This window comes from Pandoraea sp. NE5, assembly GCF_024363545.1.
GTDB classification, from domain to species: Bacteria; Pseudomonadota; Gammaproteobacteria; order Burkholderiales; family Burkholderiaceae; genus Pandoraea; species Pandoraea cepalis.
The window spans coordinates 2,250,242-2,274,870 of record NZ_AP025517.1; the positions used below are offsets into that span (position 1 = coordinate 2,250,242).

Consider the following 24,629-nt stretch of genomic DNA (forward strand, 5'->3'; position numbering starts at 1 on the left):
GCCGGCGATTATCGGATTCCTGGATGGCCTTGCCTCAGCCGGTCCGTCCACCGAGGAATTGCTGGGCGAGGCTTGCCAGGTCGAGATGGCCTTGCGGTAGATCACCGTTCGGTGTGAGGTGATTGACCACCTCGGGCAGCAGCGACGACAGTTGCTGTGCGGCCTCATCCGGGCTGACGCCCGCCGAATCGGCCAGTTGCTGCAGATGTCCTCCCGGGCCAAGCGCCTGGGCCACCTGATCGGCCGACACTGGCTGATTGCTGCCGGTGCCGACCCACGAGCGCATCGCATCGCCCAGGCCGCCATTTTCCAGCACCTGCGTCAGTCCGCCCAGTCCGCCGAGCGCGCCCACCAGGTCGCCAGGGGACGTCGCGGGGTTGCCGGCGGCATCCTGCTGCGGTGCTTGTCCTCCGCCCAGCAACCCGCCCAGCAAACCGCCAAGACCGCCGGCACCACCGCCGCCCGCCGCCGCACCGCCCAGCATCCCGCTGAGTGCGCCCCCCAACGAGCCAATCAGGTCGCCGCCCTGACCGCCCTGTGCCTGCGCGTTGCCGGAACGGTTGGCGATCATCGCCAGCAAACCCATCAGCAGCAACATCTTGGTATTGCCGCCGCTACCGCTACCGCCATCGGCCGAATTGCCAGAAATGCCGCCGAGAATGGAATCCAGGATACCCATGGGATGACTCCTTTAGGCTTGTGAAGCCAATGTGCAAATCGTCGAGGCTTACCAACCGCCCCAGCGCGCGGCCAATGCCGCGAGGACCGCGATGCCCGCCGTTTCCGTTCGCAAGATGCGTTCGCCCAGGCGAATCGCCATAAAACCGGCCGCCCGCGCGAGGGATTCTTCGTGCGGTGCCAGTCCGCCTTCCGGGCCGAACAGCAAAACGCCTGGCTGAGACGGTGCGTGCAGCGGCAGCGAGTCGAAACCGCTGTCCGCTCTGGGTGACAATAGCACACGCCATCCGTCGTCTGTCACCGCGCCTTGCTCGCGCAGCCAAGCGCCGATCGGGCGAATCGGCAGGACGCGTGGCACGCGATTTCGGCCGCATTGCTCGCAAGCGGCCTGTGCCAGCGCCTGCCAATGCGCAACGCGCTTCGCCGCACGTTCCCCGTCGAGCCGGATCACCGAGCGTTCGGTGATCAGCGGCTGAATGTCCGCCACGCCTAGCTCGATGGCCTTTTCTATCAGCCAGTCCATCTTGTCGCCGCCGGCGATGCCCTGTGCCAGGGTGACGCGGTACGGCGTCTCCACCTCGCGCGCCTCCCGTTCGCCGAGTTGCGCCGTGGCGTGGCGCTTTTCCAGCGTCGTGAGCACGGCCGGATATTGGCCGCCCGTGCCGTCGAAAAGCGTGAGCGCATCGCCGATCTTCAGGCGCAATACCTGAGCGTGACGCACCACCGTCTCGGGAAGATCAAGCAGTGCGCCGGCGTGCAGCGGCACATCGATAAAGAAGCGAGGCATACGGACGGGAGTCGAAAGGGCGCGGTCGGGCGTGGCGCCGGGGACAGAAGCATACCCCAACGTCAGAGGGAGAAGCGGCTCAGCTTCGCGGAGCGACGGGGCGGGCGAAGCCCCAGCGATAGCCGTCCGGGTCTTCCAGTTGGCAAAAGCGGTCGCCCCAGAATTGGTCGCTGGGAGGCGTTAGCCCCTTCGCGCCGGCGGCGGTCGCCTGCGCGTATAGTGCATCGACGTCTTCCGTATAGACATAGAAGCTCTGCGACGCCTCCACACCGGAGGTGCGCGGCGTGCGCGCGGTGCTCGCGAACGCGCCTTCGGGGGCGAACATCACGATCAATTGCCCTTGATAAAACATTTCGACGTGCATGACGATGCCGTCGTCGTTCACCATGTCATGCACCGAGAAGCCGAACGCCTGCGCATAGAACGTCGCCGCCGCCTTGGCGTCGCGCACGGTCAGGTAGGGCGTCAACCACGGCACATGGGCGGGGCGGGGATCGGGCATGACGGTGCTCCGGTATGAGCGTCGGCTGTGGGTAAAGCAGTCTCGTCCTGACGCACGAATACGCGAACGGTCCGCCGCCAACGGTTGCGATGAGTTTTCAATATACAAGGAATGCGGGCTTGATTCACTTGCGTCGCGTCATCTCGTCGTCGCGCGGTTGGTTATCGATCGCCGAGCACGGCCATCAGTTCCGGCGGGATGTCGAAAAGCGCGGCACGCCGGGCCGGCGCATAGTGGCGCAGGGATTCTCGCGATAGCAGAGCCTGCGTGGCCGCGGTTGCATCGCTGCCACGCACGTCGAGCGAATCGCTGGCGAACGCGAGCGCCCACAACGTGCCGTACAGCGGCACATACGTGGTTATCGGTTGGACAAATTTGAACGCCGAGCGCAGGGCATCAAGCATGCGCGCGACTTGATCGGCCTCGAACCATGGCGCCCCGAGTTGCAGGGCGATAGCGCCGCGTGGGCCGAGTAACGCGCGGAGTTTGGCAAAGAAAGGCGCGCCGTGCAGCGTGGCCGCTTCGCCGTCAGCGTCGGTCAGGTCGAAAATCACGGCGTCGAACGCTTCTCCGCGAGCCAGCGCGGCGTCGACGAGATCCCGGGCGTCGCCGATGACAAGCGTGGTGCGCGGATCGTCGAATGCGCCGTCCGCCAACGTCGGCATGTACTTCAGGATCGTCGCAGGCACCTGGGCATCGAGTTCGGCGACGACAACCTCGCGCACGCTCGCGTGACGCAAGGCTTCGCGCGCCGAGCCGCCATCCCCCCCGCCAAGCACCAACACACGCTGGGCGTTCTCGTGTGCAAGCAAGAGCGGATGCACCATGCATTCGTGGCAGATATGCGCATCGGCGAGCGAAGCCATGAACCGGCCGTCGAGTCGATACGCTCGCCCAAGTGCCCCGAACGCAGGCAAATCCATGACCTCGATGCGCTGATAGGCCGATGTGGCGGCGAATACCGGGCGCGCGGCGAACGTATAACCGGCCCAAGGCCCGAGCGGCGCCGTGCACGGGCGCAATGCGGCGGTCGATGGGTCGTCGCTGAGGTCACGTTTGGCGTGCATTGGCGAGGCAACTTCCTCTAATGGGTGGCGATCATGCCTGTTCTTTGCATGATTCCACGTTCCCGTCATTTGGGGAAGTTCGCCGCGAGCGACCCGGGCAACGGCCGTATCTGGTAAAATCTTGGACTTTATTCCGCATTCGAATTTCGCGCGGCAGCTCGCGGCAACGGGGGCACGCCCGCTCTTCCGGCTGTTCACCATGACGAACTCCTCTTCTGCTACGCCTGCGCTGATGGCCTCTGCCATTCGCGTCCTCTCCATGGACGCGGTCCAACAGGCCAACTCCGGTCACCCTGGCGCGCCGATGGGCATGGCCGATATCGCGGTCGCTCTCTGGGGCCGTCACCTCAAGCACAACCCCGTCAACCCGCATTGGTTCGATCGCGACCGCTTCGTGCTGTCGAATGGCCACGGCTCGATGCTCATCTATTCGTTGCTGCATCTGACGGGCTATGACTTGCCGATCGAAGAGCTCAAGCACTTCCGCCAACTGCACAGCAAGACGCCGGGGCACCCGGAAGTGGGCGTCACGCCGGGCATCGAGACGACCACGGGCCCGCTGGGTCAGGGCATCACCAACGCGGTGGGTTTCGCGCTGGCCGAGGCCCTGCTCGCCAAGGAATTCAACCGCCCGGGCAACGATATCGTCGACCACTACACGTACGCGTTCCTCGGCGACGGCTGTCTGATGGAAGGCATCTCGCATGAAGCGTGTTCGCTCGCGGGAACGCTGCGTCTGAACAAGCTCATTGCGCTGTACGACGATAACGGTATCTCGATCGATGGCGACGTCGAATACTGGTTTGCCGACGACACACCGAAGCGCTTCGAAGCCTACGGCTGGAACGTGATTCGCGACATCGACGGCCACGATGTCGACGCGGTCGACGCCGCCATCGCCCAGGCCAAGACCTCGGATCGTCCGACGCTGATCTGCTGCAAGACGCTGATCGGCAAGGGCGCGCCGAACAAGCAGGGCGGTCACGATGTGCATGGTGCGCCGTTGGGCGCCGACGAAATCGCCGCCACGCGCGCGTCGCTCGGTTGGCACCTGCCGCCGTTCGAGCTGCCGGCCGATGTCTACACCGCATGGGATGCCAAGGTCGCCGGTCAGCGTGCCGAAGGCGAATGGAACGAGCGCTTTGCCGCCTACCGCAGCCAGTTCCCGGCAGAGGCTGCCGAATTTGAGCGTCGCATGAAGGGTGAGCTGCCCGGCGACTTCAAGTCGGCCGCCGCCGCGTTCATCGCCAAGACCAACGAGAAGGGCGAGACGGTCGCCACGCGCAAGGCCTCGCAGCTTGCGATCGAAGGTCTGGCCGCCGTATTGCCGGAGTTCCTGGGTGGCTCGGCCGACCTGACCGGCTCGAACCTCACGAATTGGAAGGCCAGCAAGGCGGTGCGCGCCAACGCGGAAGGCGTGCAGTTTGGCAATCACATCAACTACGGCGTGCGCGAGTTCGGCATGAGCGCCATCATGAACGGCATGGCGCTGCATGGCGGCTACATCCCGTTCGGTGGAACGTTTCTGACGTTCTCGGACTACAGCCGCAATGCGCTGCGTATGGCGGCGCTGATGAAGCTGCGCTCGATCTTCGTGTTCACGCACGACTCGATCGGCCTGGGTGAAGACGGTCCGACGCACCAGTCCGTCGAGCACGTCTCGAGCCTGCGCCTGATCCCGCAGATGGACGTGTGGCGTCCCTGCGATACGACGGAGACGGCAGTCGCCTGGGTGGCGGCCGTCGAACGTCACGATGGTCCGTCGAGCCTGGTGCTCAGCCGTCAGAACCTGCCGTTCGTCTCGCGCGACGATGCGCAGATTGCCGATATCCGTCGTGGCGGCTATGTGCTGCGCGACGTGGCGAATCCGCAGATCGTGCTGATCGCGACCGGCTCGGAAATCGAGCTGGCGCTCAAGGGCGCCGAGGCGTTGGCTGCCGAGGGCATCGCGGCGCGTGTCGTGTCGATGCCGTCGGCCAATGTGTTCGACCGTCAGGACAAGGCGTATCGCGAGCGTGTGCTGCCGCGCGGTGTGTCGCGCGTGGCGATCGAAGCCGGCGTGACGGCGTATTGGCATAAGTACGTCGGCCTGGAAGGCGGCGTGGTCGGCATCGACACCTTCGGCGAGTCGGCCCCGGCCGGCGTGCTGTTCAAACACTTCGGCTTCACCGTCGACCACGTGGTCGCGACGGTCAAGTCCGTGCTTGGCTGATTTCGTTAGACCTTACGGAGAAACCCCCATGACCATTCGCGTCGCTATCAACGGCTACGGCCGTATCGGCCGCAACGTGCTGCGTGCCCATTATGAAGGTGGTAAGAAGCACGACATCGAAATCGTCGCCATCAACGATCTCGGCAATGCGCAGACGAACGCTCACCTGACGCAATACGATACGGCGCACGGCAAGTTCCCGGGCACGGTGTCGGTCGACGGCGATTTCATGATCGTCAACGGCGACAAGATTCGCGTGCTGGCCAACCGCAACCCGGCCGAACTGCCGTGGGGCGAGCTGGGCGTGGATGTCGTGCTTGAGTGCACGGGCTTCTTCACGACGAAGGAAAAGGCCGGCGCTCACCTGAAGGGCGGCGCGAAGAAGGTCATTATCTCGGCGCCGGGCGGCAAGGATGTCGACGCCACGATCGTGTTCGGCGTGAACGAAGGCGTGCTCAAGTCGACCGACACGGTCATCTCGAACGCATCGTGCACCACGAACTGCCTGGCGCCGCTGGTCAAGCCGCTGCACGAGAAAATCGGTCTGGAAACGGGTCTGATGACGACGGTGCACGCCTACACCAACGACCAGGTGCTGACGGACGTCTATCACGAAGACCTGCGTCGCGCGCGCTCGGCCACGATGAGCATGATCCCGACCAAGACGGGCGCCGCGTCGGCCGTCGGTCTGGTGTTGCCGGAACTCAATGGCAAGCTCGACGGTTACGCCATTCGCGTTCCGACGATCAACGTGTCGATCGTCGACCTGTCGTTCGTTGCCAAGCGCGACACGACGGTTGACGAAGTCAACGCGATTCTGAAGGAAGCAGCCGAGGGGTCGCTCAAGGCCATCGCAACGTACAACACGGCACCGCTGGTGTCGGTCGACTTCAACCACAACCCGGCCTCGTCGAACTTCGACGGTACACTGACCAAGGTGTCGGGCCGCCTCGTGAAGGTCGGCTCGTGGTACGACAACGAGTGGGGCTTCTCGAACCGCATGCTCGACACGACCGTTGCACTCATGTCGGCGAAGTAATCGCGTTTGACGTCCAGTCGTAAAAAAGCCGCTGTCGTGAGACGGCGGCTTTTTCGTTGGTGCGCTACGTCGTGAGGGATGCCGGTGTTTAGGCGATAACCGCAGCTATTTCGGGCTGCGCGTACCCATCCGCAACGCTTAATGCGCTGGCACCATGGTGGTGGCATCGATTGCAGTCTCTCATCGCTGCTTACGGGGTGTTTGCCGACGATGCGTAGCCGTGCTCAGCGCTTCAAGACCCGAAGCTAGGGGGAATCCCATAATGTCTTCATCAGAAGACATTATGCCAAAACAACGCTTAATTCTTTTGGCGATGCGGGCAGGGGTTTTTCGTGCAGCTCCCGTACATCGCGAGCGAGTGGTCCTGGAGCGCGAAGCCACGTTCCTTGGCGATCATTTTCTGGCGGCGTTCGATCTCGGCGTCGAAGAACTCTTCGACACGCCCGCAGTCGAGGCACACGAGGTGATCGTGGTGGTGGCCTTCGTTGAGCTCGAAAACGGCCTTGCCGGACTCAAAGTTGCTGCGCGACAATAGGCCCGCTTGCTCGAACTGCGTCAGGACACGGTACACCGTGGCCAGACCGATATCGAGGTTTTCGTTGAGCAGATGACGATAGACGTCTTCGGCGGTTAAATGGTGCACCTCGCTCTCGCTGTTCTGGAAAATCTCCAGAATTTTGAGGCGCGGAAGCGTGGCTTTCAGTCCGATATTTTTCAGATCGGCGGGATTCGGCATCGCTCTACGTCCCTAGAGTACAATACAGCCGCAATAATAATGCCTTTTTGCCTTGCCCGGGCGCAAACCAGGGCAATCGGGACGGTTTGTGCCGTCAACGGGGGCGATGTGGCGGCGCGCCCGGCGTGCCGGATTCAAGGTCGATTTTTTTGAAAGCGAGTCAGATTTGCGTCGTTATCTCTCCCTTCCGCTCTCCGTCTGCGCTGCAGCGGCATTCCTGGCCCTGGCCGGTTGCTCGACGTATGACAGCGTGACCGACAAAGTGATCGGCGTGGTCACGCCGTATCGAATCAACATCGTTCAAGGCAACTTCGTCTCGAAAGAGGCCTATGAGCAGCTCAAAGCCGGCATGACGCGCGATCAGGTCCGTCAACTGCTCGGCACGCCGCTGCTCACGGACATCTTCCACGCGAATCGCTGGGACTATGTCTTCTATTTCAAGCGCGGCAATGCGTCGGTGGTTCAGGAGCGTCACCTGAAGGTGTACTTCGACGGCGACACGCTGGCGCGCTGGGAAGGCGGAGAAAATCTGCCGACCGAATATCAGTTGGTGCGGGAAATCGATGGTCAGAAGGGCAAGACCGTAAAGACCGACGCCTCGGCCCCGTCGACGGCGAGTGCCGCGACCGCGGAGACTGCCGCGCCCGCCGCGTCCGACGTCGCGACCGTGTCGACCGCTGCGGCGGCTACCGCTTCCGAACCGGCCCCTGCGTCCAACGCACAGTCCACCGCTGGCGACAGCGCTTCGGGCAGTGCGACGACGGCCACGGGCACGGGGCTTGTCCCGTCGCCGCGGGTGACTTCCGGCGGTGGCCTGTTCTCGATGCCCAAGTAAGCTGTCTGAAGAGTCAAGAATTCCATGATGAAGATTGCGATTGCTGGCGCCTCCGGCCGTATGGGCCGGATGCTGATTGAAACCGTACTGGCCACCGACGACGCCGAATTGGTCGGTGCGCTCGACCGCGAGGACAGCCCGGCGCTGGGACACGACGCCGGCGCCTTTCTGGGGCGCGAGACGGGTGTCAACATCACCGCCGATCTCGATGTCGCGCTCGCCAACGCACAATATCTGATCGACTTCACGCGTCCCGAAGGCACGCTGGCGCATCTGGCTGCCGCCGAAAAGCACGGTGTCAAGATGATCATCGGCACGACCGGATTCTCGGAAGCCGACAAGGCGCGTCTGGCGGCGGGTGCCGAGCGCGTGGCCGTGGTGTTTGCGCCGAACATGAGCGTGGGTGTGAATGCCACGTTCAAGCTGCTCGAAGTCGCGGCGAAGATTTTGAGCACGGGCTACGACATCGAGATTATCGAAGCGCATCACCGCCATAAGGTCGATGCCCCGTCGGGCACGGCGCTGCGCATGGGTGAAGTCGTGGCCGACGCATTGGGCCGCGATCTGAAGGAATGCGCCATCTACGGCCGCGAAGGCGTGACCGGCGAGCGCGATCCGTCGACCATCGGTTTCGCGACCGTGCGCGGCGGCGATATCGTGGGCGATCACACGGTGCTGTTTGCCGGCATCGGTGAGCGCATCGAGATCACGCACAAGTCGTCGAGCCGTCTGTCGTATGCGCAAGGCTCGCTGCGTGCTGCCCGTTTCCTCGCGCAACACAACACGGGCCTGTTCGATATGCAGGACGTTTTGGGCCTGCGCTGATTCAGCCCTTGCCGGCGTGCGGCGCGCGGATGGCCCGCCGAGGTGGCGCATGAGAGGGCAGACGGTGCGCCAGCCGGCACCGGACGCCGACATCAAAGACGCACGCCGCCACGGATCGCATGACGCATCGGGCGGCATCCACGCCAAGGCGGCCTCCAGGCCGCATCTGCTCTCCACCGTCGCGCCGAATCCGTTGCCGTCGGCGTTATAATCATCGTTTTCCCCGGATTTGCCCCCAAACGCTTGCGTGCTGCGCGCCCTTTGCCGCGCACCGGCGGGGCCGAAGCCGAGCCGAATCCTACCCGCCGACCCATCATGCAAGAAAAATACGTTCCCGCCGACGTCGAAGCCTCCGCCCAGTCTCATTGGCAGGCCATCGATGCCTACAAGACCACCGAGCGCGCGGACAAACAGAAATTCTATTGCGTCTCGATGCTGCCGTATCCGTCGGGCAAGCTGCATATGGGCCACGTGCGCAACTACACCATCAACGACGTGATGTATCGTCAGATGCGCATGCGTGGGTACAACGTGCTGATGCCGATGGGGTGGGACGCCTTCGGCATGCCGGCTGAAAATGCGGCAATGGCCAACGGCGTGCCGCCGGCCAAGTGGACGTACGACAACATTGCGTACATGAAGAAGCAGATGCAGGCGATGGGTCTGGCGATCGATTGGTCGCGCGAAGTCGCCACCTGCAAGCCGGACTATTACCGCTGGAACCAGTGGCTGTTCCTGAAGATGCTCGAGAAGGGCGTTGTCTACCTGAAGACCGGCACGGTGAACTGGGACCCGATCGATCAGACCGTGCTCGCCAACGAGCAGGTGATCGACGGTCGAGGCTGGCGCTCGGGTGCGCTCATCGAGAAGCGCGAAATCCCGATGTATTACATGCGCATCACCGAATACGCCGACGAACTGCTCGGCGACCTGGACGACCTCGGCTGGCCCGAGCGCGTGAAGGTGATGCAGCAGAACTGGATCGGCAAGAGCTTTGGCGTGAACTTCGGCTTCCCGTACGAGCTGGACGGCGAGCACAAACTGCTGCGCGTGTTCACTACGCGTGCCGACACGATCATGGGCGTGACTTTCTGCGCAATCGCCGCCGAGCATCCGCTGGCAACGCGTCTGGCCGCCGATCGTCCCGACCTGCAGGCGTTCATCGCCGAATGCAAGCAGGGTGGCGTGGCCGAAGCCGACATCGCCACGATGGAAAAGAAAGGCATGCCGACGGGCTTTTTCGTCACGCATCCGCTGACCGGCGAGAAGGTCGAGGTGTGGATCGGCAACTACGTGCTGATGGGGTACGGCGAGGGCGCGGTGATGGGCGTTCCGGCCCACGACGAGCGTGACTTCGCGTTTGCGCGCAAGTACGACCTGCCGATCAAGCAGGTTGTCGCGGTGGCCGGCGAGACCTATTCGACGCAAGCCTGGCAGGCCTGGTACGGCGACAAGGAAAATGGCACGCTGGTCAACAGCGGCAAATATGACGGTCTGGCCTTTGCGGCCGCCGTCGACGCCATTGCCGCGGATCTCAAGGCGCAGGGTGCAGGCGACAAGCAGGTCACGTTCCGTCTGCGCGACTGGGGGATTTCGCGCCAGCGTTACTGGGGCACGCCGATTCCGATCATTCACTGCGCGTCGTGCGGCGCGGTGCCGGTTCCCGAAAAGGACCTGCCGGTCGTGTTGCCCGAAGACCTCGTGCCGGACGGCACCGGCAACCCGCTGGCCAAGTCGGAAGCGTTCCTCAAGTGCGATTGCCCGAAGTGCGGCAAGCCGGCGCGCCGCGAGACCGACACGATGGACACGTTCGTGGACTCGTCGTGGTATTTCTCGCGCTATGCCTGCCCGGACGCCGACACCATGGTCGACGCGCGCACCGATTACTGGATGCCGATGGATCAGTACATCGGCGGCATCGAGCACGCGATTCTCCACTTGCTGTATTCGCGCTTCTGGACCAAGGTGATGCGCGATCTGGGTTTGGTGAGTTTCAAGGAGCCGGCGCAGAACCTGCTCACGCAGGGTATGGTGCTCAACGAGACGTACTATCGTGAGGATGCCGCGGGCAAGAAGACGTGGTTCAACCCGCTCGACGTGCAAGTGCAGTTCGACGACAAGGGCCGTCCGGTCAGTGCAACGTCGAAGGCTGACGGTGCGGACGTGACGCTCGGCGGAATCGAGAAGATGTCGAAGTCCAAGAACAACGGCGTGGATCCGCAGTCGCTGATCGATCAGCACGGCGCGGATACGGCGCGTCTGTTCGTGATGTTCGCGGCACCGCCCGAACAGCAACTCGAATGGTCGGGGGCCGGTGTGGAAGGCGCGAGCCGCTTCCTGCGCCGCCTGTGGGGCTTCGGCCAGTCGCAGGCCGCGCTGCTGCGTCAGGCGGACGCCGCCATCGATACGGCGAACCCGGCGGCCAAGGCGCTGCGTCTCGAGATTCATGGCGTGCTCAAGCAGGCCAACTACGACTATCAGCGTGTGCAATACAACACGGTCGTGTCCGCGGCGATGAAGATGCTCAACGCCATCGAGAGCGACAAGGGGGCGGCGGGCGCCGGAGCGGTGCGCGAGTGCTACGGCATTCTGCTGCGTGTGCTGTATCCGGTGGTGCCGCACGTCACCCACGGCTTGTGGGTCGAGTTGGGCTACGCGGCGCAACAGGGCGATCTGCTCGATGCGCCGTGGCCGGAAGTCGACGCCGCCGCGCTGGTGCAGGACGAGATCGAACTCGTGCTGCAGGTGGCGGGTAAGGTGCGTGGCGCCGTGCGCGTGGCGAAGGACGCTTCGCGCGAGGCCATCGAGCAAGCCGCGCTGGCGCACGAAATGACCGCCAAGTTCGGCGAAGGCAAGCCGGTGAAGAAGGTCATCGTTGTACCGGGCCGACTTGTGAACGTAGTGCTCTGAGGTGGCCGTTGCGGCCGCCGATCGATGAATTGATGACGTTTGGTGACAAGAGGGCACATCTCGTGCAAATCACATCCGGACAACGAAGCGTCGGTATGACGCGCAGGGTCTTCGGCGGCATCGCCCTGCTGAGTTGCGCGTTGATACTGTCGGCGTGCGGCTTCCAACTGCGCGGCGCGAGCGAGTATGCGTTCCACCGTTTGTATATCTCGGGCGGTGGTCAGATGGCGACCGACATCTCGCGCTACATCCGTTACGGCAGCAAGGACACCGTCGTGGTGACCGAGCCTAAGGATGCCGATGCGCGGTTGGAAATCGTGAACACTACGTCGTCGCGTACGGCCATCAGTCTCGATGCCAATGGCCAGGCACGCGAGTACGAGCTGCGTAGTGCGTTCACCTTTCAACTCGTGACACCGGATGGCACGCCGATCATCCCGTTGAGCACGATTCGCCTGACGCGCAATCTGCCCTACAGCGACAACGAAACGACGGCGCGCGATACCGAAGCCGCTCTGCTCAACCGCGACATGCAGAAAGATGCCGTCGACCAAATCATTCGTCGCATGGAAGCGGTGAAATCCCTGCCGGCGAAGCCACCGGAAGAGTAACGCCTGCCATCATGCAACTGCGTTCCGACGCGCTCGACGCGCACCTCGCCAAGACCCTCTCGCCGATCTACACGATATACGGCGACGAGAGCCTGCTCGTTCAGGAGGCGGTGGATCGCGTGCGCGCGGCGGCGCGTGCGGGCGGTTTCACCGAGCGCGATGTGCTCAGCGTCGAGCGCAGCTTTGACTGGGGCGCGCTCGCGAACGCCGGCCAGTCCATGTCGCTGTTCGGCGACCGCAAACTCATCGAGTTACGCATTCCCGGCGGAAAGCCGGGCAAGGACGGCGGCGCAGCGCTCAAGGCGCACGCCGGTGCCGCGAACGGCGACGTCCTGACCATTGTCACGCTGCCCCGGCTCGATGCGGCAGCGACCAAATCCGATTGGTTCACGGCACTCGATCGCGAGGGCGTGACGATCAAGATCGATCCGGTCGACCGGAGCCGTCTGCCGGACTGGATTGCGCAGCGTCTCGCCGCACAAGGGCAGCGCGTCGAAGCCGGTGAGCCCGGGCGACGTGTGCTGCAGTTCATCGCGGATCGCGTCGAGGGCAACCTGCTGGCGGCCCATCAGGAGATTCAGAAGCTCGGTCTGCTGTATCCGGCGGGTGCGCTTGCGTTCGAGCAGGTGCAGGATGCCGTGATGAACGTGGCGCGTTACGACGTGTTCAAACTCAGTGAGGCCGTACTGGCAGGCGATACCGCCCGGCTGGTGCGCATGCTCGACGGCCTTCGTGGCGAGGGCGAAGCAGCACCGCTGGTCCTGTGGGCGTTGACCGAAGAAGTGCGCACGCTCACCAAGATCACGCGCGGGATGGCGGCGGGCAAGCCGCTTGCGATGTTGCTGCGCGAGTATCGGGTCTGGGGGCCACGAGAGCGCCTGATGGAGCAGGCGGCCCACCGAGTCACACCCGCCAAGCTGGCGCAGGCACTGCAGTTGGCCGCGCGTCTTGACCGGCAGGTCAAGGGGCTGCGGGCCGACGGTCTGTCCGGCGACCCGTGGGACGGCATGCTGCAACTCGGGCTGCTGCTCGCCGGCGAGCGACCGCCGATGGCGCGCTCCGCTCGCGCACCCCGTCCGGTGCACGCGTAGACCGCGCCCAAGCGCTGCCAAACGCCGGAACACCTCCCGGGGCACGGGAGCCGCGCCAGCAAGATCCCCACAATTGACGGACAATCTGGCGCATGACTGGCGACGTGCCGTGTGCTGCCGTCCGAATACCGTGATGACGGCCGGCACCGAAAACCCACCGAACGTACTGGCGATTGCGTCGCCAAGAGAACTGCGAAACAGACGATATGGATATCAAAGCCTACATGCAATCGTTGGGCCAGCGCGCCCGTGAGGCGTCGCGTGCCATGGCGCGTGCCGACACCGCTGCCAAGAATCGCGCGCTGCTCGCGATTGCCGATGCCATCGAGCGCGATGGCGCGGCGTTGCAGGACGTGAATCGCCGCGATCTCGAGCGCGCCCGCGTCAATGGTCAGGACGCCGCGTTCATCGACCGTCTCACGCTGTCGGACAAGGCGCTGCGCACGATGATCGAAGGACTGCGTCAGATCGCGGGCCTGTCGGACCCCATCGGCGAGATCAGCAACGTGCGCGTGCAGCCGAGCGGTATTCAGGTCGGTCAGATGCGCGTGCCGCTGGGCGTCATCGGCATCATTTACGAATCGCGTCCCAACGTGACCATCGACGCGGCTGCGCTTTGCTTGAAGTCGGGCAACGCGACCATTCTGCGCGGCGGGTCCGAAGCCATCGAGAGCAACACGGCGCTGGCCGCCCTCATCGCGCAGGCGCTCGCGGCGAGCGGCTTGCCCGGTGACGCCGTGCAGGTCGTGAGCACGCCCGACCGTGCAGCGGTCGGCGAACTCATCACGATGACCGACTATGTGGACGTGATCGTGCCGCGTGGCGGCAAGAGCCTGATCGCGAGGTTGATGCAGGACGCGCGCGTGCCGATGATCAAGCACCTCGACGGCATCTGCCATGTCTACGTCGACGGTCGCGCCGATCCGGCGAAGGCGCTGGCGATTTGCGAGAACGCCAAGACGCATCGCTATGGCACCTGCAACACGATGGAAACATTGCTCGTCGACCAACAGGCCATCGACCAGTTGCCCGCCATCGCGCGCATGTTCCAGGATAAGCAGGTCGAGTTGCGCGGTTGCGACCGAACCCTGGCGGCGCTCAGCGAAGCCGGCATGACGGGCGTGGTGGCGGCGACCGAAGCGGATTGGTCGACGGAATATCTGGCACCGGTGCTGGCGCTGAAGATCGTCGATGGCATGGCGCCGGCCATCGCGCACATCAATCGCTACGGCTCGCATCACACCGATGCCATCGTGACCGAGGATTACTCCGCCGCCATGCAATTCCTGCGCGAAGTCGATTCCGCGAGCGTGATGATCAACGCGAGCACGCGTTTCGCCGACGGCTTCGAATTCGGTCTGGGTGCCGAGATCGGTATCTCGAACGACAAGCTGCACGCCCGCGGTCCGGTGGGTCTCGAGGGCCTGACGAGTTTGAAGTACGTCGTGTTCGGACACGGCGAAGTCCGCAAGTAAGCCAATTCGTCAGAGACGTCGCATGAAACTGCAAACGCTCGGCCCGGCCGATTTTCAGAAGATGCCGTGGAAGAACGGCCTGGGAGTCACGACCGAGCTGGCGGTGGCGCGACGTCCCGGTGAAGACGGCTTCGATTGGCGCATCAGCACGGCCACGGTCGCCAGCCCGGGGCCGTTCTCCGTGTTCCCGGGCATCGACCGCTCGCTGGCCATCGTGCGGGGCGGCACCCTCACGCTCAATGTCGAAGGCCGCCCGGACGTGACGCTCTCGACGCGCACGCCTCCATACGTCTTCGGCGGCGAGTTGACGGTGAGCAGCACACCGATGCTGGAGACGTCCGGCGTGCCCATCGACGACTTCAACGTCATGACACGTCGCGCCGCATGGCAGCACACGCTGGCGCAGCATCGGCTCGATGGAGACGCCGTGACGTGGTCGCTGCCAACGGACGCCGACGCCGTCGCCTTCCTTTACTGTGCGCAAGGGAAGGTGCGGGCGGTCTTCGCGGACGGCCAAGCCGTGAGCGTTCCCGAGGGACATGCGCTTCGCGTCGACGGTGGTGATGTCTGTGAGCTGCTGGCCGAGGCAAGCCCTGCCCACCTCTTCCTGGCGACGCTCTCGCGACGTTGAACCCCCTGGCCTGTGCCGCGCAGACGCTTACAGGCCGGTCTCCCCCATCCCGTCCGCTCGCGTGACGCCGCGCCCAACGCGCGCCCCCGTCGCCCTCGTATTTTCCCTAGGCCGATCCCGATACTTTTCCAGCGAGCGAAACGGCATACTTCGATTTATCCATATACAAATCAAAGTTCCACCCATGAGACGAACGAATCTTCACGTCGTGCAAGGTGGGGTGGCATGGATCCGCTGAGCGACGTTCTCAACGATCTGCGGGCGGATGCGGTCGTGACAGGTCGCTTCACGTTCGGAGCCCCCTGGTCGCTGCGCAAGCCCGCGATGGACGGTGCGCCGTTTCGCACGGCGACGGGAGAGCCGTTCTATCTCGTCGTGGCTGGCATGGCGCCGGTGCGCGTGGAGCCGGGCGACTGCGTGCTGTTGCCGCATGGACACGAGCACGTGATGTGCTCGTCGCTGGACGAGCCACCGGTGGTCTTCGAGCAATTGATGACGGCGCAGGGCATCGCGCCCCGGCTCGACACACCTCTCGCGTTCCGCGCGGGCGGCACGGGGCCGGTGAGCGACCTCTACACGGGTGTAGTGATGTTCCGGGAGCGCGTGCGCAATCCCTTGCTCGCGTCGCTGCCGCCGCTCATCCATATCCGCGCCGGCGATCCAGCCGTTCCCGCGCGGCTCACCACGACCCTGGCAGGCTTCATCGAAGAGTCGATGCAGTGCGGTGCGGGATGGCGCGTGGCCGTCGCGCGTCTGGCTGACGTGCTGTTCATCCAGATCCTGCGTGCCTATCTCGGTGCCAGCGGCGGCGCGACGACGCATTGGCTACGCGGCATGACCGATCCGCAATTGGGACGCGCCATCGCCTCGATGCACGACGCGCCGCAAAGGCCTTGGACGGTCGAGCAACTGGCCGACATCGCGGGCATGTCGCGCTCGAAGTTCTGCCTGCGCTTTCGCGAACTCGTGGGTGAATCGCCGATGTCGTATCTCACGACGCATCGCATGTACCTGGCTGCGGAGCGTCTGGCGGGCGCGGGCGTGCGCATCGCCGATGTGGCCGATGCCGTCGGCTACGCGTCGGAGAAGGCGTTCACCCGCGCCTTTCGTCGCTGCTACGGCTTGCCGCCGCGCGAATATCTCAGACACTGCGGCCCAGCCAACTGACGCGACTGTCGCGCCTCGCGCGTGAGGGTTTTCCCGTCTCTGGACGAACGGCATCCTTTTCGGGCCGAGCGGTCGTTGTTCGCCAATTTTCTCGTTGTGAGAATTCACTCACCTTCTGCCGGCGCGTCGTAAGACACGCCGGGGCAGACGGCAGTCACAACGGGAGAGTCAATGGAATTCCAACTCAACGGGCGGCCCTTCGTCTTCGACGGCGATGACGGCACGCCTTTGCTGTGGGTCATCCGCGATGCCGCGGGGCTGACCGGCACCAAATACGGCTGCGGTATCGGCGCATGCGGTGCCTGCACGGTACACCTCGAAGGTGTAGCCACGCGCACCTGTGTGCTGCCGGTCTCGGCGGCAGCGGGCAGGCGCATCACGACCATCGAGGCCCTGTCGCCGACACGCGCGCATCCGATTCAGCAGGCGTGGATCGCCACGGATGTGCCGCAGTGCGGCTACTGCCAGTCCGGCATGGTGATGGCCGCGGCGGCGCTGCTCGACAAGCATCCGCATCCGACCGACGCCCAGATCGACGAGGCGATGACCAACCTCTGCCGTTGCGCGACCTATCACCGTATCCGGGAGGCGATCCATGCCGCTGCCAAACGCTGAGCGCACCACGGCTGACGTGAACGAGGCTGCGTCCCATGCTCCCGCGTCGCCGTCCCGCCGTCACTGGCTCAAAGGGATGTCGCTGGCAGCGGGCAGTCTGCTGGTTCCGATTTCGGCGTCGTGGGTGGTCAGTCCCGAAGCGCGCGCGGCGGGCGAGACACTTGTCGAAATCAATGACTGGATCCGCATCGATGCCGACGGCACGACCGTGCTCGGTCTCTCGCAATGCGAAGTCGGACAGGGCGTCTACACCGGTTTGCCCCAGGTGCTGGCCGATGAACTCGACGCCGATTGGCGTCGGGTGCGCGTCGAATTCGTGACTGCGCGCGACGCCTACCGAACGGCTGCGGCCAACGAGGCGTTGCAGCAGTTCGTGGGCGCGTCGATGTCGGCCACGTTGTTCTATGAGCGTCTGCGAATCGCCGGGGCGCAAGCACGTGAAGCTTTGGTCGCCGTGGCAGCACGCCGGTTCGGCGTTCGCACGACCAACTGTGTGACGCATGAGGGCCGCGTCATTCATCCGCAATCGGGCCGCTCGCTCGGCTACGGTGAGCTGGCCGCCGAGGCCGCGACGCTGCCGCTCAATTGGCATCCGCGATTGAAGAACGAAGCTGCCCATGCATTGATCGGGAAGTCGGTGTCTCGTCTCGATACGCCGTCGAAGGTCGATGGCTCGGCCGTCTTCGGTATCGATGTGAAGGTGCCGGGCATGCTCGTCGGCGCCGTGCGCATGGCCCCGACCACAGGTGGCGTTCCGCTGTCGGTGCGCAATCGCGACGCAATCAAGGCGCGCAAGGGGGTGCAAGACGTCGTGCAGGCGAAGGACGCCATCATCGTCGTCGCTAACGATTACTGGTGTGCAAAGCAAGCGTGCGATGCCCTCGATATCGAATGGAAAGCGGGCGCCGCGGCCGACAGCGCGGCGATACTCGCGCAGCGCCGTGCCGCGCTTGTCGATGGGAAGGCGGGCGTTGCGACCGACGTCGGCGATGCCCCGGGCCTTATCGCTGCCGGTGCCTCGGGTGCCGCCGGCGGCAAGCGTGTGACGGCCGAATACCACACCCCGTACATCGTCCACGCGACGATGGAGCCGGTGAACGCCACCGTGCACGTGCGCAAGGCGCAGGGTGAGATCGAGGTCTGGGGGCCGATCCAGGGGCAGGACAAAGTTCGCTGGGCGCTAGGCGGCATCTTCAAGCTGCCACCGGAGAAGGTCATCGTGCACACGACCTTCCTCGGCGGCAGTTTCGGACGCAAATACGTGCCCGATTTCGTGATCCATGCGGCGGTGGCATCGGCGGCGGTCGGGCGTCCCGTCAAGGTGATCCGCTCTCGCGAAGACGACATACGACACGGCTTCTATCGTCCCTGCGCCTCCGGTCGTTTCGAGGCGGTGCTCGGTCACGACGGGCTGCCCACGGCCCTGCATGCACGCGTGGCGGGGCAGTCGCTTTACAACGTCATCAAGAAGGACCACTACGAGAAGGCCGGCTATGACGAGACCATGCTCGACGGGCTCTACGACCTCGCGTACGCGGTCCCGAACCTGCGCGTCGAAGGCATCGACGTGCCGCAGCCCAACATTCCCGTGAGCTTCATGCGCTCGGTCGGTTCGACGTCGAGCGTGTTCTTTCTCGAGAGCTTTATCGACGAGATGGCCGACGCCGCCGGCGTCGATCCCGTCGAGTATCGCAAACGCCTGCTCAAACACGATGCGCTCGCAACGCGGGTGATCGAGACGACGGCGGCGTCTGCCGGTTGGCACACGTTGGCGAAGCCCGGCGTGCATCGCGGGTTCGGCTACTGCGCCTATACCGGACGCGGTGCGGCCTTCTCGACCTATGTCGCGCTCGCCGTGGAGCTGCGCGTCGTAAACGAGCGCTTCAAGATCGAACGCGTTGTGTGCAGCGTCGATTGCGGCCGTGCAATCAACCCGAACCTGATCCGCGCGAACATCGAAGGCGGCATCGGATTTGCGCTCACCAATACGTTCAAGAGCCAGATTACCTTCGCCAACGGCGGCGTGGAGCAAAGCAACTTCGGCGACTATCCGCTGCTGTATCTCGTCGAGATGCCGACGATCGAGACTGTGATCGTGCCGAGCGACCGCCCACCTCAGGGGTGTGGCGAAGTGTCATTACCGCCGGTGGCGCCGGCGGTGGCGCAGGCGATCCGTCGCGCCACCGGTGTGCGGGCGCGTTCGATGCCGCTGCCGCAGACCGTCGCGCAGGCGCGTACGCTCGCCCGTGAAGCGCATGACGAGGGGCACGCCTGATGGACGCGCTCGACGCTGAAGTGCTCGATGCCGTCGCTCGCTGGCAGGCGCAAGGCGACGACGTGCTGCTCGCGAGTGTCGCGCGGACATGGGGCTCGGCGCCGCGTCCCGTCGGCGCGATGATGGCGCTCGCCACGCGCGGGCGCGTCGCCGGGTCGGTCTCCGGCGGTTGCATCGAGGACGACCTGCTCGCGAAGGTCGCCCGTGGTTTCCGGCCGGGCTTGCGACCTCACGTGCAGACGTACGGCCTTAACGCCGATGAGGCGCACCGCTTCGGCTTGCCGTGCGGCGGCACGCTCGAACTGGTCGTCGAGCGCGTGACCCCGCGCAGCGGGCTCGACGCCATGCGCGAGGCCATCGGCCACGGTCGACTCGGGGTGCGTGAGCTGGATCTGTGCACGGGGGTGGCGCGTGTGCGCAACGTTACGCAGCCGGCAGCGTTCGACTATTCGACGACGCGCCTGACGGTGCCGTTCGGCCCGCGCTGGCGAATCATCGTGATCGGCGACGGGCAACTGACGCAGCATCTGGTGACGATGGCGGTGCCGCTGGGTTATCGGGTCGTCGTCTGCGATCCCCGCGATATCCACGAGGTGACGCGAGACGCGATGGGCGGCGCCCATGTCTCGCATTCGCGGGAGATGCCGGACGACCTGATCGCGCGTTTGCATCCCGACGGCCATACGGCGATTGTCGCGCTCACGCACGATCCGAAGCTCGACGATATGGCGCTGCTCGAAGCGCTCAAGTCCGACGCGTTCTACGTCGGTGCGATCGGCTCGCGCCGCAATCAGGCGTCGCGTCGCGAGCGTCTGGCGATGTTCGATCTGAACGCGGCGCAGATCGACCGCCTGCACGGGCCGGTCGGCCTGCCGCTCGGGGCGCGCACGCCGCCGGAAATCGCGCTGGCGATTCTGGCGGAGATCACCGGGCTGCGCAACGGCGTCTCAAATGCCGTCTCGGTCGGTCACTTGCAGGGAAGTCGGGAATGTCGAACGCGTATTGCATGAGGTGCTTGTAATTCGTAGTCCAATATAAAAAATGGGGAATGTCATGAAACACAAGGTTTGGTTGGCAATGGCGTTGACGCTTGCGGCGGGCTGTGCCAAAGCGGATGGGCTGCAGATCTACGGCATTCTGGACAACAGTCTGGAATACCTCAGTAACGCAGCCGCTGGCGCGAACGGCAGCAAGGCGTCACTCTTTCGCGTGAGCAACGGATCTCAGGCAGCGAATCGCTTCGGCTTCAAGGGGGCGGAAGAGCTGGGCGGCGGGCTCAAGGCGATCATGCAGCTCGAAGCAGGGTTCAATCTCGACTCTGGACAGCTCCAGCAGGGCGGACGCATGTTTGGCCGCCAGGCGTATGTGGGTTTGCAGAATCAATGGGGGGCACTGACTTTCGGCCGACAGAAGAACCTGATTTACGATGCGTTCCTCGAACTCGATCCGCTTTCGTACTACAGCTATTCGCTGCCCGCACTCGATGCTCAGTTCGTTGGCAAGGCCGACAACTCGATCAAGTACGCCGGCAACTTCAATGGCATCAAGGTCGCGGGCCTGTTCTCGACGGGTTACGACGCCAGCATTGCCAATGGTGCGCAGGTGCCGGGGCAGTGGCGCGTGGGCAAGGAGTACAGCGTGTCGGTCGGGTACGGAAACGGTCCGCTCAATGTCTCGCTGGTGTACGACCAGCAACGTGGCACGTCGGTCATGACGCAGGGCAATACCACGCAGCGGGTGGCGGCGGGGGCGAGCTATGCCGTCGGTAACTTCAAGCCGTTCGTGGGATATCAGTGGTATCTGAGCGACGTGCCCGGCGTCGCGGGCCGCAACGAACTGATCTTCGCCGGGTTGCAGTACCGGCCCGTGACCGAAGTGATTCTCTCGGGGGCGATCTACTACAACAACATCACGTCGGCCAATCAACATCCGTTTTTGCTGGCGGCCAATGCGGCGTATCTGCTTTCCAAGCGCACACAACTGTTCGCGGAAGTCGGTTTCTCGCGCAATCAGAACGGCTCCAATCTGGGGGTGACCGGCTATGGCGCAAGCATCCTGCCGGGTAGCAATCAAGTCGGCGTGGCCGTGGGTCTCGCGCACTACTTCTGAGGCAGAGAAAAAAAGGACACCCGGGGGATCCTGGGTGTCCTCTCATATCGCCTGTCGATGACCCGGCGAGGGCCATCGCGGCGAGGGCTTAGTGACGGAAGTGACGCGTGCCCGTCATCAGCATGGCGACGTTGCGCTCGTCGGCCGCGGCGATGACTTCGTCGTCGCGCATCGAGCCGCCCGGGTGAATCACGCAGGTCGCGCCTGCGTCGACGACCACGTCGAGGCCGTCACGGAACGGGAAGAAGGCGTCCGAGGCCACGGCGGAGCCGCTCAGCGACAGGCCGGCGTTCTGGGCCTTGATGCTGGCGATGCGCGCCGAGTCGACACGGCTCATCTGACCGGCGCCCACGCCCAGCGTCATACCGCCGGCGCAGAACACGATGGCGTTCGACTTGACGTACTTGGCCACGCGCCAGGCGAAGAGCAGGTCTTCCATTTCCTTCGGCGTCGGATGACGCTTCGTCACCACGCGCAGTTCATGCGGGGCCACGTTCTTCGCATCCGGCGACTGCACCAGCAGGCCACCGCCCACACGCTTGAAATCGTACTGATTCACGCCGTTGCCGAGCGGCACTTCGAGAAGACGCACGTTCTGCTTGGCCGCAAAGACTTGCTTGGCGGCGTCGGTGAACGACGGCGCGAGCAGCACTTCCACGAACTGCTTGGCGACGGCTTGCGCGGCGGCTTCGTCGACTTCCCGGTTGAACGCGATGATGCCGCCGAAGGCCGACGTCGGGTCGGTCTGGAACGCCTTGGCATAGGCGTCGACCGGCGATGCGGCCACGGCCACGCCGCAAGGATTGGCGTGCTTGATGATGACGCAGGCAGGCGCGTCGAACGTCTTCACGCATTCCCACGCGGCATCGGCGTCGGCGATGTTGTTGTACGACAGTTCCTTGCCCTGGAGCTGGCGATAGTTCGCCAGCGAGCCTTCCGGCGTGACGATGTCGCGATAGAACGCGGCGCTCTGATGCGGGTTCTCGCCGTAGCGCATGTCCTGCACCTTCGTGTACGCGAGATTCAGCGTGGCCGGGTAGGCGGAGCGCTCGGTGTGACGCAACGACTCGCCCAGGCTCGTGAGGTAGTTCGTGATCGCGCCGTCGTACTGGGCCGTGTGAGCGAACACCTTCGTGGCCAGACGGAAGTTCGTGGCGTAGCCGACCGTGTTGCCGTTCGCCTTCATTTCGTCGAGCACCACGGCGTAGTCGGTGGGATCGACGATCACGGTGACGTCGCGATGGTTCTTCGCGGCCGAGCGCAGCATCGTCGGGCCGCCGATGTCGATGTTCTCGATGGCGTCTTCGAGCGAGCAGTCATCGCGCGCGATGGTCTGCACGAACGGGTACAGGTTCACCACGAGCAGGTCGATCGTCGGAATGTCGTGCTTCGCGAGCGCGGCCATGTGCTCGGGCAGGTCGCGGCGGGCCAGAATGCCGCCGTGAACCTTCGGATGCAGCGTCTTCACGCGCCCGTCGAGCATTTCCGGGAAGCCGGTGTAGTCGGCCACTTCGGTCACCTTGAGGCCGGCGTCAGCCAGCAACTTGGCGGTGCCGCCAGTGGAGAGGAGCGACACGCCCTGCGCAGCGAGCGACTTGGCGAAGTCGACGATGCCGGTCTTGTCGGAGACGGAAATGAGAGCTTGCTTGATCATGACGGACAGTAGTGAAGCGGCAAAAACGGGCGATGTGGGCAAATAGGGCGGGCACCATGCGTCGTCGTCGACGCAGGCGCGCCCCGCGATGGGGCTGACGGGCGGCGCGTGGGTCTAGACGGCCTCCCGTTCGCGCGCAACGGCTAGAGCAGGCCGTGCTGCTGCAACTTCTTGCGCAGCGTGTTGCGGTTGATCCCCAGGTATTCTGCAGCGAGCGACTGGTTGCCGTCGGCCTTGCCGAGCACGAACTCGAGCAGCGGCTTCTCGACGACCGAGACGACCATATCGTAGACATCGTGTGGTCGTGCGCCATCCAGATCGCGGAAATACGAATCCAGACTGTCGCGCACGCATTGTTCTATGTTTGTTTTGCTCATGCGGCTAATAGCTCCCTCGGCGATTCTTGTTCATAGCAGAGACGGTCCGAGTGCGCCTTCTGCTGTTCGAAAAACTCGTTGACCGCAGCCAACTGGTCCTGCGTGGTGTCGAGCGTATTCATACGCTGGCGGAACGTGGCTGCCCCCGGCAGGCCACGCGAGTACCACGCGATATGCTTGCGCGCGGTCCGCACACCGGTGTATTCCCCGTAAAACTCGTAATGATCCTCAAGGTGTTCGTTCATGATTTGCTGGATCTCGTCGACGCGCGGCGGCAAGGCGATCTCGCCCGTCGTGAGAAACAGCTCGATGTCGCGGAACAACCACGGACGCCCTTGGGCGGCGCGGCCGATCATGATGGCGTCCGCGCCCGTGACGTCCAGCACATGTCTGGCCTTTTGCGCCGAGTCGATATCGCCGTTGGCGACCACCGGAATGCGGGCCGCGGCCTTGACGGCGGCGATGGTTTCGTACTCTGCGTCGCCGTGGTAGAGGTCGGCGCGCGTGCGACCGTGCACCGTGAGCATGCTGATGCCGCAGTCTTCGGCGATACGGGCGACCGTGAGGGCGTTCTTGTGTTCGCGATCCCAGCCCGTGCGAATCTTCAGCGTGACCGGCACCACATCGCCCACGGCGCCGACGACGGCGGACACGATGCGGGCGACGAGCGGTTCGTTTTGCAGCAGGGCCGATCCGGCGGCGACGTTGCACACCTTCTTGGCCGGGCAGCCCATGTTGATGTCGATGATCTGGGCGCCGCGCTCCACGTTGTAGCGGGCGGCCTCGGCCATCATGGCCGGGTCGGCACCTGCGATCTGCACCGAGATCGGCGCGACTTCACCCGCGTGATTGGCGCGGCGCATCGTCTTCTCGCTCTTCCACAGCTGGGCGTTCGAGGCCACCATCTCCGAGACGGCATAGCCCGCACCGAGTCGCTTGCACAACTGGCGGAACGGCCGATCCGTCACACCCGCCATGGGGGCGACGAACAGGTTATTGCGAAGTTCGTGGGGGCCGATATGCACGATGAAGG

23 protein-coding genes are annotated in these 24,629 nt (G+C 64.4%); 15 read left to right on the forward strand and 8 right to left on the reverse strand.

The annotated features are described in order from the left end of the window. Window positions 1-34: 34 nt before the first annotated feature. The 4 genes from PanNE5_RS10295 to PanNE5_RS10310 form a co-directional block, all read right to left on the reverse strand. The gene (locus PanNE5_RS10295; protein WP_017231754.1) at window positions 35-679 is read right to left on the reverse strand and encodes a YidB family protein; all 645 of its coding nucleotides are present in this window, start codon (window positions 677-679) and stop codon (window positions 35-37) included. A 48-nt stretch (window positions 680-727) separates the two neighbouring features. Continuing rightward, on the reverse strand, window positions 728-1,465 hold the full coding sequence (locus tag PanNE5_RS10300; protein ID WP_261939710.1) for a 16S rRNA (uracil(1498)-N(3))-methyltransferase: 738 nt from the start codon (window positions 1,463-1,465) through the stop codon (window positions 728-730). Between the two features lie 79 nt (window positions 1,466-1,544). Beyond that, the gene (locus PanNE5_RS10305) at window positions 1,545-1,967 is read right to left on the reverse strand and encodes a VOC family protein (protein ID WP_017231756.1); all 423 of its coding nucleotides are present in this window, start codon (window positions 1,965-1,967) and stop codon (window positions 1,545-1,547) included. A gap of 161 nt (window positions 1,968-2,128) precedes the next feature. Continuing rightward, window positions 2,129-3,280, reverse strand: a complete 1,152-nt coding sequence (locus tag PanNE5_RS10310) for a polyamine aminopropyltransferase (RefSeq protein ID WP_261939711.1) — start codon at window positions 3,278-3,280, stop codon at window positions 2,129-2,131. On the opposite strand from PanNE5_RS10310, the gene tkt reads away from it, so the two are divergent. Together tkt and gap are read left to right on the forward strand one after the other, a co-directional pair. Next, window positions 3,234-5,246 carry a transketolase gene (gene tkt / locus PanNE5_RS10315; RefSeq protein WP_051060048.1) on the forward strand — a complete coding sequence of 671 codons (2,013 nt, stop codon included), beginning with the start codon at window positions 3,234-3,236 and terminating at the stop codon, window positions 5,244-5,246. The two genes, PanNE5_RS10310 and tkt, sit on opposite strands and share 47 nt — an antisense overlap. Before the next feature lie 28 nt (window positions 5,247-5,274). Next, complete coding sequence (gap, locus tag PanNE5_RS10320) at window positions 5,275-6,285, forward strand: type I glyceraldehyde-3-phosphate dehydrogenase (RefSeq protein WP_017231759.1); 1,011 nt, start codon at window positions 5,275-5,277, stop codon at window positions 6,283-6,285. Window positions 6,286-6,583: 298 nt separating this feature from the next. Here the strand turns inward: gap and fur are convergent, their stop codons facing one another. Then, window positions 6,584-7,021, reverse strand: coding sequence for a ferric iron uptake transcriptional regulator (gene fur / locus PanNE5_RS10325; RefSeq protein WP_017231760.1), 438 nt, complete (start codon window positions 7,019-7,021; stop codon window positions 6,584-6,586). A gap of 166 nt (window positions 7,022-7,187) precedes the next feature. On the opposite strand from fur, the gene PanNE5_RS10330 reads away from it, so the two are divergent. From PanNE5_RS10330 to PanNE5_RS10395, 13 genes are all read left to right on the forward strand, one after another. Continuing rightward, a complete protein-coding gene (locus PanNE5_RS10330) occupies window positions 7,188-7,856 on the forward strand; it encodes an outer membrane protein assembly factor BamE (RefSeq protein ID WP_261939712.1) in 669 nt (222 codons plus the stop codon). 27 nt (window positions 7,857-7,883) lie between these two features. Then, complete coding sequence (dapB, locus tag PanNE5_RS10335) at window positions 7,884-8,681, forward strand: 4-hydroxy-tetrahydrodipicolinate reductase (protein ID WP_026131560.1); 798 nt, start codon at window positions 7,884-7,886, stop codon at window positions 8,679-8,681. Between the two features lie 49 nt (window positions 8,682-8,730). Further along, a complete protein-coding gene (locus PanNE5_RS10340) occupies window positions 8,731-8,892 on the forward strand; it encodes a hypothetical protein (protein ID WP_261939713.1) in 162 nt (53 codons plus the stop codon). Window positions 8,893-8,996: 104 nt separating this feature from the next. Beyond that, window positions 8,997-11,591 (forward strand): leucine--tRNA ligase, encoded by a 2,595-nt coding sequence (gene leuS / locus PanNE5_RS10345; RefSeq protein WP_017231764.1) that lies wholly within the window; start codon window positions 8,997-8,999, stop codon window positions 11,589-11,591. Between the two features lie 95 nt (window positions 11,592-11,686). After that, entirely contained in the window at window positions 11,687-12,202 is a 516-nt protein-coding gene (lptE, locus tag PanNE5_RS10350; protein WP_017231765.1) for an LPS assembly lipoprotein LptE, read from the forward strand. Window positions 12,203-12,213: 11 nt separating this feature from the next. Then, complete coding sequence (gene holA / locus PanNE5_RS10355; RefSeq protein ID WP_017231766.1) at window positions 12,214-13,293, forward strand: DNA polymerase III subunit delta; 1,080 nt, start codon at window positions 12,214-12,216, stop codon at window positions 13,291-13,293. 206 nt (window positions 13,294-13,499) lie between these two features. Further along, the gene (locus PanNE5_RS10360) at window positions 13,500-14,768 is read left to right on the forward strand and encodes a glutamate-5-semialdehyde dehydrogenase (protein WP_017231767.1); all 1,269 of its coding nucleotides are present in this window, start codon (window positions 13,500-13,502) and stop codon (window positions 14,766-14,768) included. 22 nt (window positions 14,769-14,790) lie between these two features. After that, window positions 14,791-15,399 carry a HutD family protein gene (locus PanNE5_RS10365; RefSeq protein WP_017231768.1) on the forward strand — a complete coding sequence of 203 codons (609 nt, stop codon included), beginning with the start codon at window positions 14,791-14,793 and terminating at the stop codon, window positions 15,397-15,399. Window positions 15,400-15,624: 225 nt separating this feature from the next. Further along, complete coding sequence (locus tag PanNE5_RS10370) at window positions 15,625-16,566, forward strand: AraC family transcriptional regulator (protein ID WP_017231769.1); 942 nt, start codon at window positions 15,625-15,627, stop codon at window positions 16,564-16,566. A gap of 171 nt (window positions 16,567-16,737) precedes the next feature. Beyond that, entirely contained in the window at window positions 16,738-17,181 is a 444-nt protein-coding gene (locus tag PanNE5_RS10380; protein WP_017231770.1) for a (2Fe-2S)-binding protein, read from the forward strand. 16 nt (window positions 17,182-17,197) lie between these two features. Then, a complete protein-coding gene (locus PanNE5_RS10385; protein WP_410007586.1) occupies window positions 17,198-19,456 on the forward strand; it encodes a molybdopterin cofactor-binding domain-containing protein in 2,259 nt (752 codons plus the stop codon). Then, a complete protein-coding gene (locus PanNE5_RS10390; protein WP_261939714.1) occupies window positions 19,456-20,466 on the forward strand; it encodes an XdhC family protein in 1,011 nt (336 codons plus the stop codon). Before PanNE5_RS10385 ends, PanNE5_RS10390 begins: the two co-directional genes overlap by 1 nt. Before the next feature lie 43 nt (window positions 20,467-20,509). Next, the gene (locus PanNE5_RS10395) at window positions 20,510-21,565 is read left to right on the forward strand and encodes a porin (protein WP_261939715.1); all 1,056 of its coding nucleotides are present in this window, start codon (window positions 20,510-20,512) and stop codon (window positions 21,563-21,565) included. 88 nt (window positions 21,566-21,653) lie between these two features. Here the strand turns inward: PanNE5_RS10395 and purH are convergent, their stop codons facing one another. From purH to dusB, 3 genes are all read right to left on the reverse strand, one after another. Next, a complete protein-coding gene (purH, locus tag PanNE5_RS10400; RefSeq protein ID WP_017235194.1) occupies window positions 21,654-23,219 on the reverse strand; it encodes a bifunctional phosphoribosylaminoimidazolecarboxamide formyltransferase/IMP cyclohydrolase in 1,566 nt (521 codons plus the stop codon). Window positions 23,220-23,362: 143 nt separating this feature from the next. Beyond that, window positions 23,363-23,596, reverse strand: a complete 234-nt coding sequence (locus PanNE5_RS10405; RefSeq protein WP_010803993.1) for a Fis family transcriptional regulator — start codon at window positions 23,594-23,596, stop codon at window positions 23,363-23,365. Next, window positions 23,593-24,621: a tRNA dihydrouridine synthase DusB gene (dusB, locus tag PanNE5_RS10410; RefSeq protein ID WP_026132199.1), complete on the reverse strand. Its 1,029-nt coding sequence runs from the start codon at window positions 24,619-24,621 to the stop codon at window positions 23,593-23,595. Before dusB ends, PanNE5_RS10405 begins: the two co-directional genes overlap by 4 nt. Window positions 24,622-24,629: the final 8 nt, after the last annotated feature.

Bases quoted from the DNA above. Each gene is read 5' to 3' on its own strand.
- PanNE5_RS10295 (WP_017231754.1), bottom strand. From the start codon at position 679: ATGGGTATCCTGGATTCCATTCTCGGCGGCATTTCTGGCAATTCGGCC.
- PanNE5_RS10300 (WP_261939710.1), bottom strand. From the start codon at position 1,465: ATGCCTCGCTTCTTTATCGATGTGCCGCTGCACGCCGGCGCACTGCTT.
- PanNE5_RS10305 (WP_017231756.1), bottom strand. From the start codon at position 1,967: ATGCCCGATCCCCGCCCCGCCCATGTGCCGTGGTTGACGCCCTACCTG.
- tkt (WP_051060048.1), top strand. From the start codon at position 3,234: ATGACGAACTCCTCTTCTGCTACGCCTGCGCTGATGGCCTCTGCCATT.
- PanNE5_RS10310 (WP_261939711.1), bottom strand. From the start codon at position 3,280: ATGGCAGAGGCCATCAGCGCAGGCGTAGCAGAAGAGGAGTTCGTCATG.
- gap (WP_017231759.1), top strand. From the start codon at position 5,275: ATGACCATTCGCGTCGCTATCAACGGCTACGGCCGTATCGGCCGCAAC.
- fur (WP_017231760.1), bottom strand. From the start codon at position 7,021: ATGCCGAATCCCGCCGATCTGAAAAATATCGGACTGAAAGCCACGCTT.
- dapB (WP_026131560.1), top strand. From the start codon at position 7,884: ATGAAGATTGCGATTGCTGGCGCCTCCGGCCGTATGGGCCGGATGCTG.
- PanNE5_RS10340 (WP_261939713.1), top strand. From the start codon at position 8,731: ATGAGAGGGCAGACGGTGCGCCAGCCGGCACCGGACGCCGACATCAAA.
- leuS (WP_017231764.1), top strand. From the start codon at position 8,997: ATGCAAGAAAAATACGTTCCCGCCGACGTCGAAGCCTCCGCCCAGTCT.
- lptE (WP_017231765.1), top strand. From the start codon at position 11,687: ATGACGCGCAGGGTCTTCGGCGGCATCGCCCTGCTGAGTTGCGCGTTG.
- holA (WP_017231766.1), top strand. From the start codon at position 12,214: ATGCAACTGCGTTCCGACGCGCTCGACGCGCACCTCGCCAAGACCCTC.
- PanNE5_RS10360 (WP_017231767.1), top strand. From the start codon at position 13,500: ATGGATATCAAAGCCTACATGCAATCGTTGGGCCAGCGCGCCCGTGAG.
- PanNE5_RS10365 (WP_017231768.1), top strand. From the start codon at position 14,791: ATGAAACTGCAAACGCTCGGCCCGGCCGATTTTCAGAAGATGCCGTGG.
- PanNE5_RS10370 (WP_017231769.1), top strand. From the start codon at position 15,625: ATGGATCCGCTGAGCGACGTTCTCAACGATCTGCGGGCGGATGCGGTC.
- PanNE5_RS10380 (WP_017231770.1), top strand. From the start codon at position 16,738: ATGGAATTCCAACTCAACGGGCGGCCCTTCGTCTTCGACGGCGATGAC.
- PanNE5_RS10390 (WP_261939714.1), top strand. From the start codon at position 19,456: ATGGACGCGCTCGACGCTGAAGTGCTCGATGCCGTCGCTCGCTGGCAG.
- PanNE5_RS10395 (WP_261939715.1), top strand. From the start codon at position 20,510: ATGAAACACAAGGTTTGGTTGGCAATGGCGTTGACGCTTGCGGCGGGC.
- purH (WP_017235194.1), bottom strand. From the start codon at position 23,219: ATGATCAAGCAAGCTCTCATTTCCGTCTCCGACAAGACCGGCATCGTC.
- PanNE5_RS10405 (WP_010803993.1), bottom strand. From the start codon at position 23,596: ATGAGCAAAACAAACATAGAACAATGCGTGCGCGACAGTCTGGATTCG.